This is a genomic window from Pseudomonas sp. Sample_20, assembly GCF_004307585.1.
Classification (GTDB): Bacteria; Pseudomonadota; Gammaproteobacteria; order Pseudomonadales; family Pseudomonadaceae; genus Aquipseudomonas; species Aquipseudomonas atacamensis.
Genome location: NZ_RCOA01000004.1, coordinates 1 through 12303, shown reverse-complemented (window position 1 = coordinate 12303; position 12303 = coordinate 1). Strand labels below are relative to the sequence as shown.

The 12303-nt window shown below is 59.6% G+C and carries 10 protein-coding genes and 1 pseudogene; 3 read left to right on the top strand and 8 right to left on the bottom strand.

Annotated elements, in window-relative coordinates; all coding sequences use genetic code 11:
- Positions 1-130 precede the first annotated feature (130 nt).
- The 3 genes and pseudogenes from D8U70_RS00705 to D8U70_RS27880 form a co-directional block, all read left to right on the top strand.
- Positions 131-1312 carry an MFS transporter gene (locus D8U70_RS00705; protein WP_130928098.1) on the top strand — a complete coding sequence of 394 codons (1182 nt, stop codon included), beginning with the start codon at positions 131-133 and terminating at the stop codon, positions 1310-1312.
- A gap of 159 nt (positions 1313-1471) precedes the next feature.
- The gene (locus D8U70_RS00700; RefSeq protein WP_071174375.1) at positions 1472-1735 is read left to right on the top strand and encodes a hypothetical protein; all 264 of its coding nucleotides are present in this window, start codon (positions 1472-1474) and stop codon (positions 1733-1735) included.
- A gap of 62 nt (positions 1736-1797) precedes the next feature.
- Positions 1798-1923: pseudogene (locus tag D8U70_RS27880) on the top strand (metal ABC transporter ATP-binding protein); the annotation flags it as partial.
- Between the two features lie 19 nt (positions 1924-1942).
- Here the strand turns inward: D8U70_RS27880 and D8U70_RS00690 are convergent.
- The 8 genes from D8U70_RS00690 to D8U70_RS00655 form a co-directional block, all read right to left on the bottom strand.
- Entirely contained in the window at positions 1943-2923 is a 981-nt protein-coding gene (locus D8U70_RS00690; RefSeq protein ID WP_016771723.1) for a peptide ABC transporter ATP-binding protein, read from the bottom strand.
- Positions 2923-3891, bottom strand: coding sequence for an ABC transporter ATP-binding protein (locus D8U70_RS00685; RefSeq protein ID WP_016771722.1), 969 nt, complete (start codon positions 3889-3891; stop codon positions 2923-2925). Before D8U70_RS00685 ends, D8U70_RS00690 begins: the two co-directional genes overlap by 1 nt.
- A gap of 10 nt (positions 3892-3901) precedes the next feature.
- Positions 3902-4828 carry an ABC transporter permease subunit gene (locus D8U70_RS00680; RefSeq protein WP_016771721.1) on the bottom strand — a complete coding sequence of 309 codons (927 nt, stop codon included), beginning with the start codon at positions 4826-4828 and terminating at the stop codon, positions 3902-3904.
- A gap of 11 nt (positions 4829-4839) precedes the next feature.
- Positions 4840-5850 carry an ABC transporter permease subunit gene (locus D8U70_RS00675; RefSeq protein WP_016771720.1) on the bottom strand — a complete coding sequence of 337 codons (1011 nt, stop codon included), beginning with the start codon at positions 5848-5850 and terminating at the stop codon, positions 4840-4842.
- A gap of 73 nt (positions 5851-5923) precedes the next feature.
- Entirely contained in the window at positions 5924-7519 is a 1596-nt protein-coding gene (locus tag D8U70_RS00670) for an ABC transporter substrate-binding protein (RefSeq protein ID WP_024011590.1), read from the bottom strand.
- Positions 7520-7596: 77 nt separating this feature from the next.
- Positions 7597-9018, bottom strand: coding sequence for an OprD family porin (locus D8U70_RS00665; protein ID WP_016771718.1), 1422 nt, complete (start codon positions 9016-9018; stop codon positions 7597-7599).
- A 176-nt stretch (positions 9019-9194) separates the two neighbouring features.
- A complete protein-coding gene (locus D8U70_RS00660; RefSeq protein ID WP_024011591.1) occupies positions 9195-10793 on the bottom strand; it encodes an ABC transporter substrate-binding protein in 1599 nt (532 codons plus the stop codon).
- Between the two features lie 300 nt (positions 10794-11093).
- On the bottom strand, positions 11094-12303 hold a 1210-nt coding region (locus tag D8U70_RS00655; RefSeq protein ID WP_130928097.1), incomplete at its 5' end, for an ABC transporter substrate-binding protein.

Here is a 12303-nt window from a genome sequence, read left to right as displayed (position 1 = left end):
TTCCGTAAGGCGTTTTCCCTCTACGTCGTAGCCATACTCTGCTTTTACTTCGGCTGACCTCACCCCCCCCACGACATTCCAATCCAACCCGTCTACTGTTCAGCAAACCCTCGCGCCCATCGGACGTTACATGCTCAAAGGACTGACCCATCTCCTGCGCCCCAACGGCTATTTCACCCCCATGGCCTGGGTCCTCGCGGCTCTGTTGTTCATCAACCGCCTCAGCGCCATGGTCAAGTTGTTCATGGCGCTGTACCTGCGTCAGGAGCTGGGCCTGGCGATTGAAACCGTGGGCTGGTTGCTTTCGGCCTATGGCGCCGGGTTGCTGGTCGGTTCGATGCTCGGTGGCTGGCTCAGTGATCATGTGCGCACGGCGCGGCTGACGGCGGCGCTGTTTTTCGTTTCGGTGTGGGTGCTGATGCTGTTGGGGCTGGTGACGCAGGTGCCGTGGCTGGCCGGTTTGTTGTTGCTCAGCGGTGTTATCGACGGCGCGATTCGGACGTTGCATCAGCGCCTGATCATGGAGTATTGCGAGGTCGCGCAACGCTCGCGTGCGCAGGCTCTGAGCCGGGTCGCGCGTAATCTGGGCATGGCCGCTGCCGGGGTGGCCGGTGGGGTGTTGGCGCAGGCGGATTTTCGTTGGGTATTTTTTGCCAGTGCGGCGATGACGATGCTGGCGTTGCTGTGGTTCGTGCGCACGACGTGGCGGCGGCCGGTGCTGGTGGTTGAAGACGAATCGACCGATGGCTCAAGCCTGCCGTATCGCGACAAGCCGTTCCTCTGGCTGCTGGCGGCGACGGCTGTATTGGGCATCGCGTTCGACACGGTGTACAGCACGCTGGGCAATTATCTGCGTGATTACTACCACCTGAGCACCGAAGCGATTGGCTGGCAGTTCGGGCTCAATGCGCTGTTGGTGATCGCGTTGCAGATTCCGCTGTCGCATTCGGTCGAGCGTTGGGGCTCGCGTTGGCAAATGCTCGCGGGCAGCTTGTTGCTGGCCTGTGGGCTGGGCATGTTGCCGTTCGGTTCCGGCTTGGCTTTTGTCTGTCTGTCGACACTGATCTGGACGCTGGGCGAGGCCTTGTTCATGCCGCCATTGAATGTGCTGGCGATGCAGTTTGCCCAGAGCGGCAAAAGCGGTCAGTACTTCGGGCTGTTCTTCATGAGCTGGAGCGCCAGCGCGTTGTTGTCGCCGGTGCTCAGCGGTCAGCTCTACGGCGAGTTTGGCGGGCACAGTGTGTGGCTGATGAGTGCGCTGCTGGTGCTCCTCTCGATTCCATTGACCTGGCAGGCCACGCGCGGCGCTTAGCTGATTCGGTTATCAGGGTTATTCGAAAGCAATCTGGCGGTCGATGGCATTTCTGCCTGCGCGGTCGCGTCCTAAGTGGTGAGCCGGTCGGATCGCAACTAGATTTCACATCGAGCCAGTCCGGCAAGCATGTCTTAGCGCAACAGGATGGAGTCGGCCATGAAAAGCAGATTGCTACGGGTTTTGATGTTGTTGAAAGTGATGGTGATGCTATCCCTCGGCACCGCAACGGCATGGGCCGAGTGCGAGGATCACGAATCTCAGGCGTTTAACGGCCAGGTAGGGCATAGCGGCCTGATGCTGGCCAAGTCCGAGTCGGAGCCGGGGGATATGAATCAGGGTGGCAGCGCCGATGACGACGACTCGACCACGGACGATCCGGATACCGATGACCCGGATGACGAAGGTGATAGCCAGACGTAGATCGCCGGGCAAAGAAAAACCCCTTGGGCCTCGACTGATGCGCAATCGAGGTGGAAGGGGTTTTGTTATCGCATGAATTCTTGAATCAACACGAACTCCCTGTGGGAGCGAGCCTGCTCGCGAAAGCGTCATTTCAGTCGACAATGTTGGTGACTGTTACACCGCATTCGCGAGCAGGCTCGCTCCCACATGAGATATTTCGTGGGCCTACGCCGCGCCGTCGAGGAATTGCTCGGCGTAGTGGCAAGCCACCTGCCGATTATCCAGTTCACGCAACAGCGGCTCTTCCGTGGTGCAACGCTCGGTGGCGTACGGGCAGCGTTTGTGGAAAGCACAGCCCGGTGGCGGGTTCAGCGGGTTGGGCAGTTCGCCGACGATCTTGATTTTCGGCTTGTTCGGGTCCGGGTGAATCGTCGGGGTCGCCGACAGCAGGGCCTGGGTGTACGGGTGCAGCGGGCGTTCGTAGATGTCGTTCTTCGGACCCAGTTCCACCGGGCGGCCGAGGTACATCACCATCACGTCATCAGCCACGTGCTGCACCACCGCCAGGTTGTGCGAGATGAACACGTACGCGGTGTTGAACTCCTGCTGCAAATCCATGAACAGGTTCAGCACCTGGGCCTGAATCGACACGTCCAGCGCCGAAGTCGGTTCGTCCGCCACCAGCACTTTCGGTTGCAGCATCATTGCCCGCGCCAGAGCGATACGCTGGCGCTGACCGCCGGAGAACATGTGCGGATAGCGCTGGTAATGCTCAGGGCGCAAGCCGACCTGCTTCATCATCGCCTGGACTTTCTCGCGACGCTCGGTGGCCGACAGCTTGGTGTTGATCAGCAGCGGCTCGGCCAGTTGATCACCGATTTTCTGCCGTGGGTTCAACGACGCGTACGGGCTCTGAAACACCATCTGTACGTCTTTGCGCAGTTGCTTGCGCTCGGCCTTGTCAGCGCCGGCAACTTCCTGACCGGCGATCTGCAGCGAGCCCGACGACGGCTCTTCGATCAGCGTCAGGGCGCGGGCGAGAGTGGATTTGCCACAGCCGGATTCGCCTACCACGGCAAGGGTCTTGCCGGCTTCCAGTTCGAACGACACGCCGTTGAGCGCGCGCACGGTGGCGTGGCCCTTGAACAGGCCACGGGAGACTTCGTAGTGACGGGTCAGGTCGCGAGCGGTAAGTACGACGGCCATTACGCCACCTCCTGGTTCAGCGGGTAGAAGCAGCGGGCGAGGCTGTTGGCTTTCGGATCAAGGCCCGGACGCTGGGTGCGGCAGTTGTCCTGCACGTACGGGCAGCGCGGCGACAGCAGGCAACCCTGCGGACGGTCATAACGGCCCGGGACGATGCCCGGCAGAGTCGACAGACGCGAGGCGCCGAGGCTGTGCTCGGGAATCGCCTTGAGCAGCGCTTCGCTGTACGGGTGCGCCGGGATGTCGAACAGTTGCGGCACCTGACCGACTTCCACCGCCTGGCCGGCATACATCACGCAGACACGCTGGGCGGTTTCCGCCACGACCGCGAGGTCGTGAGTGATCAACACCAGGCCCATGTTCTGCTCTTTCTGCAACGCCAGCAGCAGATCCATGATCTGCGCCTGGATCGTCACGTCCAGCGCGGTGGTCGGTTCGTCGGCGATCAACAGTTTCGGCTCGCCGGCAATCGCCATGGCGATCGCGACACGCTGGCTCATACCGCCCGACAGTTGATGCGGGTAGGCGTCCATGCGGCTGGCGGCGCCCGGGATCTCGACTTTTTCCAGCAGTTCGATGGCACGCTTGCGCGCTTGCTTGCCGGACATTTTCAGGTGCAGGCGCAGCACTTCCTCAATCTGGAAACCGACGGTGTAGCTCGGGTTCAGCGCGGTCATCGGGTCCTGGAAGACCATCGACAGGTCTTTGCCGACGATCTGCCGACGCTGACGATTGCTCAGCTTGAGCATGTCCTTGCCGTCGAAGCTGAGCGAGTCGGCGGTGACGATGCCGGGGTGCTCGATCAGGCCCATCAGCGCCATCATGGTCACGGATTTACCCGAACCCGACTCGCCAACGATGGCCAGCACTTCGCCTTTGTCGACTTTCAGGTCGAGGCCGTCGACCACCGGGGTCGCGGTCTTGTCGCCGAAGCGGACGTTGAGATTCTTGATTTCTAGCAGTGACATTTGAATCTCCTCAGGCGGCGTTCTTGAGTTTCGGGTCCAGCGCATCGCGCAGGCCGTCGCCCATCAAGTTGATTGCCAGCACGCTGAGCAAAATGGTCAGACCAGGCAGACTTACTACCCACCAGGCGCGTTCGATGTAGTCGCGGGCCGAGGCCAGCATGGTGCCCCACTCAGGGGTTGGCGGTTGTACGCCGAGGCCGAGGAAGCCCAGTGCGGCGGCATCGAGAATCGCCGAAGAGAAGCTCAGGGTTGCCTGCACGATCAGCGGCGCCATGCAGTTGGGCAGCACGGTGATGAACATCAGGCGCGGCAGACCGGCACCGGCCAGACGCGCGGCGGTGACGTAGTCGCGGTTCAGTTCGCCCATGACGGCAGCACGGGTCAGACGCACGTAGGACGGCAGGGAAACCACAGCAATCGCGATCACGGTGTTGATCAGGCCAGGGCCGAGGATGGCGACGATTGCCACGGCCAGCAGCAGCGATGGCAGGGCCAGCATGATGTCCATCAGACGCATGATGGTCGGGCCGACCACTTTCGGGAAGAAACCGGCGAACAGACCCAGCAGGATCCCCGGAATCAACGACATCACCACCGACGACAAGCCGATCAGCAACGACAGGCGCGAACCCTGTATCAGACGCGACAGCAGGTCACGGCCGAGTTCGTCGGTGCCGAGCAGGAACTGCATCTGCCCGCCTTCGAGCCACGCCGGCGGCGTCAGCAGGAAGTCACGGTATTGCTCGCTCGGGTTATGCGGCGCGACCCACGGCGCGAAGATCGCGCAGAAAATGATCAGCAGCATGAACAGCAGGCCGGCAACGGCGCCCTTGTTCTTCGAGAACGCTTGCCAGAATTCTTTGTACGGCGACGGGTACAGCAGGCTTTGATCCACGGCGGACGTGGCGGTGGCTACTGAGGATGTTGGAGTGCTCATGGGTATTGACCTCAGCGCTGATGACGGATGCGTGGGTTGGCAAAGCCGTAGAGGATGTCCACCACGAAGTTGACCAGAATCACCAGGCAGGCGATTAACAGGATGCCGTTTTGCACCACCGGATAGTCCCGGGCGCCGATGGCTTCGATCAGCCATTTACCGATGCCGGGCCAGGAGAAGATGGTTTCGGTCAGGACCGCACCGGCCAGCAGCGTGCCGACCTGCAGGCCGACCACGGTCAGCACCGGAATCAGCGCATTGCGCAGACCGTGCACGAACACCACGCGCGACGGCGACAGGCCCTTGGCCTTGGCGGTGCGGATGTAGTCCTCGCGCAGCACTTCGAGCATCGACGAACGGGTCATCCGCGCGATCACTGCCAGCGGGATGGTGCCGAGCACGATGGCCGGCAGGATCAGGTGATGCAGAGCGTCGAAGAACGCGCCGACGTCATCGGCCAGCAGCGTGTCGATCAGCATGAAGCCGGTTTTCGGCTCGATGTCATACAGCAGGTCGATGCGCCCGGAGACCGGGGTCCAGCCCAGGCTCACCGAGAAGAACATGATCAGGATCAGGCCCCACCAGAAGATCGGCATCGAATAGCCCGCGAGGGAGATGCCCATCACCCCGTGGTCGAACAGCGATCCTCGTTTGAGTGCCGCGATCACCCCGGCCAGAAGCCCGAGGATGCCAGCGAACAGCAGGGCGGCCATGGACAGTTCCAGGGTCGCCGGGAAAAGAGAGGTGAACTCGGTCCACACACTTTCACGGGTACGCAACGACTCACCGAGATCGCCTTGAGCCAGTTTGCCGATGTAGTCCAGATACTGGGCATACAGCGGCTTGTTCAGCCCCAGGCGTTCCATTGCCTGAGCGTGCATTTCGGGGTCGACCCGACGTTCGCCCATCATCACTTCCACGGGGTCGCCCGGAATCATGCGAATCAACGCGAAAGTCAGCAAGGTGATGCCGAAAAACGTGGGGATCAACAACCCCAGTCGGCGGGCAATAAAACTAAACATCTTGTGTGGTACCTCATCAGCCGGTTAGGCGTGCCCGGTGTTCCATAGGTCAGGAGCACCGGGCGTTTCTTATCTACTTCACCTGGGTGGTGGCGAAGTTATTAGTGGTGAGAGGGCTGATGTGGTAGCCCTCTACATTGTTGCGCATTGCAGTGAACATCCGAGTATGGGCCATGCTGATCCATGGCTGATCCTGATTAAACAGCACTTGAGCCTGTTCGTAGAGCGCGGCGCGTTCAGCCGGATCTACTTTAGCCCGCGCTTCATCCAGCAGTGCCTGGAATTTCTCGTTGCACCAGCGTGCATAGTTTTCGCCGTTCTTGGCGGCCTCGCAACTGAGCATAGGCGTCAGGAAGTTATCCGGGTCGCCGTTGTCGCCCGCCCATCCGGCCGAGACCATGTCGTGCTCGCCGGCCTTGGCGCGCTTGAGCATCTCGCCCCATTCCATCACGCGGATGTCGATCTTGATCCCGACTTTCGCCAGGTCAGCCTGCATCATCTGCGCGCCGAGCATCGGGTTGGGGTTGGTCGGACCGCCGCCGTTACGGGTGAACAGGGTGAAGGTAGTGCCTTCCGGAACCCCGGCTTCCTTGAGCAGGGCACGTGCCTTGTCGAGGTCGCGTGGCGGGTTCTTCAGATCATGGTTGTAGCCGAGCAGGGTCGGCGGGTACGGGTTGACCGCCACCGACGCGTTGCCCTTGCCGAACAGCGCGTTGACGTAGGCTTCCTTGTCGAACGCGATGTCGATGGCTTTGCGCACGCGTACGTCGCTCATGTACTTGTGCTGGGTGTTCATGGCGATGTACGAAACGGTCATCGCGTCCAGCTCGTCGACTTTCAGCTTGCTGTCTTTCTTGATGCTCGGGATGTCATCCGGTTTCGGATACAGCGCGACCTGGCACTCGTTGGCCTTGAGCTTTTGCAGGCGCACGTTGTTGTCGGTGGCGATCGCCAGGATCAACGCGTCGGCCGGCGGCTTGCCACGGAAATAATCCGGGTTGGCCTTGAAGCGCACCTGCGCATCCTTGGCGTAGCGCTGGAAGATGAACGGGCCGGTGCCGATCGGCTTGTTGTTCAGATCGCCAGTCTTGTTGGCCTTGAGCAACTGGTCGGCGTATTCGGCCGGGTAGATCGACGAGAAGGCCATGGCGATGTCGGCCAGGAACGGCGCTTCGCGGCGGGTCAGGGTGAACTTGACCGTGTTGTCGTCGACTTTTTCTACGCTTTTGAGCAGTTCCTTGAAGCCCATGCTTTCAAAGTACGGGAAGCCCACGCTCGACAGTTTGTGCCACGGGTGATTCGGGTCCAGTTGACGCTGGAAGCTCCAGACCACGTCGTCGGCGTTCATGTCGCGGGTCGGCTTGAAATATTCGGTGGTGTGAAACTTGACGCCTTTGCGCAGGTGGAACGTGTAGGTCAGGCCGTCTTCGCTGATGTCCCAGGACTCGGCGAGCGCCGGGATCACTTCGGTGGTGCCGGGCTTGAAATCGGCCAGGCGATTGAAGATGGTTTCGGCCACAGCGTCCGCCGTGACTGCAGTTGTGTACTGGACCATATCGAAGCCTTCCGGGCTGGCTTCGGTGCAGACCACCAAGGGTTTGGCCGAGGCGCCAACGGCGACACTCAGCAACGCAGCCGCGATGGCCGCACGTAGGGGAAGCATTTTCATCGATAACCCTCTGCAATCGGTTGAAGACAGAAAACCGAACGGCCGACTCATCATGAGTCAGCCGTCGGTTGGCGTTTTTACAGAATGTTGAACGGGATGGTGGTTACGAGACGGAACTCGTTGATATTGCCGTCAGCCTGGTGCTCGCTGGCGCGGTGAGTGGTGTAGGTCGCGCGAATTGCAGTGGCTTTGAGCGGGCCGCTTTGCACGGCGTAGGACGCACCGACACCGTATTCGTAGTGGGATTCTCCATCCATCAGGCTCAGGTCGCCGCGCTTGTCATCCGGAATGGTGTAAGCGGTGCCACGGTAGTGAGTACCGTCGATGCCCCAGCCGCGTGCCTGGTAGATGTTGAACTTCAGGCCCGGCACGCCGTATTCGGCCATGTTGATGCCGTAGGCAATCTGGAAAGACTTTTCGTTCGGACCGTTGAAGTCCGACAGCAGGGAGTTGGCCAGGTAGATGCCGTTGGTTTCGTGCAGGTAGTCGAAGTACTCGTTACCGTTCACTTGTTGATACGAGAAGGTCAGGCTGTGGGCCTGGTGGGCCAGACCCAGCGACAGCGAATAGGTGTCGTTGTCGATGTTGCCCATCAGCTTTTTGCCTTCGTCGACGGTCTTGTAGTAGTTCAGGCCGGTGGTCAGGCTCAGCACTTGGCTGTCGCCCAGTTCGTGGGTTGCGCCGAAGTAGTACTGGTTCCAGAAGTCTTCCACGTTGGAACCGTAAAAGCTGGTTTTCAGGCTCTTGAACGGTTGGTAGTTGACGCCGGCAACGTAAACCTTGTCGGTCTCCACGCCAGTGGCTGAATACTCGGTGCGAAATTTCGACAGGCTCTGCTCGGTACGAGGGGAAACGCGGTCGAAGCCACCCGCGTCGAACGACAGGTTGTTGAACTCTTCGCTGTGCAGGGTAATACCTTCAAAGCTCGAAGGCAGCGGACGGTTACCGATGACATCGACAATCGGCGTGCTGAAGTTCTGGCGACCTGCGGTCAATGTGGTGTTGGATACACGAAGCTTGACATTGGCCAGACCCAGCTTGCTCCATTGGTCGACAGCGTCGCCGTCGGAATCCGCCAGGGTCCGGTTGGAGCCGCCAGCAATGTCCTTGCGATCACGATCCAGCACAATGGCGTTATAAGCGGCGACTTCGGTGCTCACGCCCACGGTGCCTTGGGTGAAGCCCGAGGTGTAGTTGACGATGGTGCCTTGCACCCAGTTGATCCGGCGTGGCGTCGGAGTGCGAACGGTAGGCGTGGTGTTCTTGTCGCTGTTTTTCACGTAGCTGAAACGGTCGTCGCGACGACGCAATTCGTTGGCATACCAGTTACGGGTTGTACCGCCCAGGCTTTGTCCATCGATAAAGCCTTTGGCCTCGCTTTGGGCGCTGCTGCCGGCCAATGTGGTAGGGACGAACTCCTGACTTGCAGGTTCGGCGTACGCGGTAGCAGTGATGCTGCTGATGGCCAGGGCCAGTATCGCGGTGCTGCTCAGTTTCATGGGTGAAGCTCCTTTACTTTCTTTTTATCCCGGCTTTTTTTGGTATGCCGGTTATTGGTTTAGAACTCGTTCACACATCGCAAACGTTTGCAAAAAGCCGGATTGGCGAATTTCGGCAAAGCGCTTGCGTGAGGGGAGTAGACGGCTCCCCTCAGCATTGCGGCTAATCGGTTGGTTTAATCGATACTGACACCCGAGAACACGTTGCGGCCGAACGGGCTGACTTTGAATCCTTCGACCCGGGTGCTTAACGGCTGGTTGACCGTCGAGTGGGCGACAGGCGTGATCGGCACTTGCTGTTTAAGCAATTGCTGGGCCTGTTTATAAAGCACGGTGCGCTGGTCGCGGTCGGTGACGACCTTGGCCTGTTTGATCAGCTTGTCGTAAGCCGGATCGCACCACATGGAATAGTTGTTGCCGCCGATGGCGTCACAGCTGTACAGCGTGCCCAGCCAGTTGTCCGGGTCCCCGTTGTCACCGGTCCAGCCGATCAGGCTGACGTCGTGCTCGCCGTTCTTGGTGCGCTTGATGTACTCGCCCCATTCGTAACTGACGATCTTCACTTTCAGACCGATCTTGGCCCAGTCGGACTGGAGCATTTCGGCCATCAGTTTGGCGTTCGGGTTGTACGGACGCTGCACCGGCATTGCCCACAGGGTGATCTCGGTGCCTTCTTTCACCCCGGCAGCCTTGAGCAGTTCCTTGGCTTTTTCCGGGTTGTAGGCGGCGTCCTTGATGGTGTCGTCGTAGGACCACTGGGTCGGTGGCATGGCGTTGACGGCCAGTTGGCCGGCGCCTTGATAAACAGCGTTGAGAATTCCCTGTTTATTCACCGCCATGTCCAGCGCCTGACGCACTTCCAGTTGATCGAACGGCTTGTGGCGGACGTTGTAGGCGATGTAGCCGAGGTTGAAGCCCGGCTTGGAAATCAGTTGCAGTTTCGGGTCGGCCTTCAGCGCTTCAACATCGGCAGGGCGCGGGTGCAGGGTGATCTGGCACTCGTTGGCCTTGAGCTTCTGCACACGTACCGACGCGTCGGTGTTGATGGCGAAAATCAGGTTCTTCAGCTTGACCCGGCTCGGATCCCAGTACTGCGGGTTACCGGTGTAACGGATATTCGAGTCTTTCTGGTAGCTCTTGAACACGAACGGCCCGGTGCCGATCGGCTTCTGGTTGATGTCGCTCGGCTTGCCGTCGGCCAGCAGCTTGTCGGCGTATTCGGCAGACAGAATCGAAGCGAAGCTCATCGCGATGTTCTGGATGAACGCGGCATCAACGCTGTTGAGCGTGAACTCCACGGTCAGCGGCCCGGTCTTCTCGACCTTGGCGATGTTCTTGTTCAGGCTCATCCCGTTGAAGTACGGAAACTCGGTGGGATAGGCCTTGCGGAATGGCTGTTGCGCATCGAGCATGCGAGTGAACGTGAACACGACATCGTCAGCGTTGAAATCGCGGCTCGGCTTGAAGTAAGGGGTTGTATGAAATTTCACGCCTTCACGCAGGTGAAAGGTGTATTTCAGGCCATCTTCGGAAATGTCCCACTTGGTCGCCAGGCCCGGTACGACATTGGTCGCGCCTTTTTCGAACTCGACGAGGCGGTTGTACAGCGGCTCGGCGGCGTCGTTGTCGGTGGCCGTCGTGTACTGCGCGGTATCGAAACCCGCCGGGCTGCCTTCCGAGCAAAACACCAGGCTGTCGCTGGCGGCGTAGCTTGCAGACGTGGCGGCCAACAGGCCGGCGCCCAACAGTGCGGAAAAAATCAAGGTATGGCGCATGACGCTCCCTCTTTTTAGTGTTGTGCAATGCGTCAGGGTCCCTGTCCCGGGACTTTCTGGTCGCATTGAGCTCAATCCAATACGTATGGCAAAACCGGTGGCCCACGCAGACACTGGTCAGTACGCGACGGTAGGCACCGTGCCTCTGGCAGTAAATACGTAATTGCCTTAATGCTCGTAGGAAAAGTCGACGCGCCTATACCGAAGCAATCATCTGCGGCGGATTTGGGTGTAGGCCTTTTCCTTTTTTCCCGGTAGATAAAGCAACGGCGACGTCAGAAACGCCGCCGTTGCAATGTCTTACTTGCTGACGCTGACGCCGTAGAAGGAATTCAGGCCAAATGGGCTGATCTTGAAGTCCTGCACGTTGGCGCGCATGGGTTGATACACCGTCGAGTGAGCGATAGGTGTCATTGGAACTGCATCTTTGAGGACGTGTTGCGCCTGTTTGTACAGCTCGGTGCGCTTGCCCTGGTCGGTAGTGCGTTTGGCTTCTTTCACCAAGCCGTCGAACTTCTTGTCGCACCACTTGGAGAAGTTGTTGCCGCTCAGCGAGTCGCAGCCGAACAGAACGTTGAGCCAGTTGTCCGGATCACCATTGTCACCGCTCCAGCCAATGATCATTGCCTGGTTCTCGCCACCTTTGGAGCGCTTGATGTACTCGCCCCATTCGTAGCTGGTGATCTTCACTTTCAAGCCGATCTTGGCCCAGTCGGACTGGAGCATTTCAGCCATCAGTTTGGCGTTCGGGTTGTACGGACGCTGCACCGGCATCGCCCACAGGACGATCTCGGTACCTTCCTTGACGCCGGCTTCCTTGAGCAGCTGTTTGGCTTTCTCAGGGTCGTACTTGGCATCCTTGATGGTGGTGTCGTAGGACCACTGGGTCGGCGGCATGGCGTTGACGGCCAGTTGGCCGGCGCCCTGATAAACCGAATCGATGATCTGCGGCTTGTTCACGGCCATGTCCAGCGCCTGACGCACGCGCAGGTCAGCCAGTGGGTTGGCCTCGTTGCTGCCCTTGACCTTGTCCATCACGTTGTAGGCGATGTAGCCCAGGTTGAAGCCGGCCTGATCCGGCATCTTCAGCGACTTGTCTTCTTTCAGCGCTTTCAGATCGGCCGGACGCGGGAACAGGGTGACCTGGCACTCGTTCTTTTTCAGCTTCTGGATACGCACTGACGGGTCGGTGGTGATGGCGAAGATCAGGTTGTCGATCTTCACGTCTTCAGGCTTCCAGTAATCCTTGTTGCCGGTGTAACGGATGTTCGAGTCTTTCTGGTAGCTCTTGAACACGAACGGGCCGGTGCCGATCGGCTTCTGGTTGATGTCGGCGGCTTTGCCATCCTTGAGCAGTTGGGCCGCGTATTCGGCGGACTGCACGGAAGCGAAGCTCATGGCCATGTTCTGGATGAACGCGGCGTCGACTTCTTTCAGAGTGAACTTGACGGTGTGGTCGTCGACTTTATCGATCTTGGTGATGTTGGTGTCCATCCCCATGTCGGTGAAG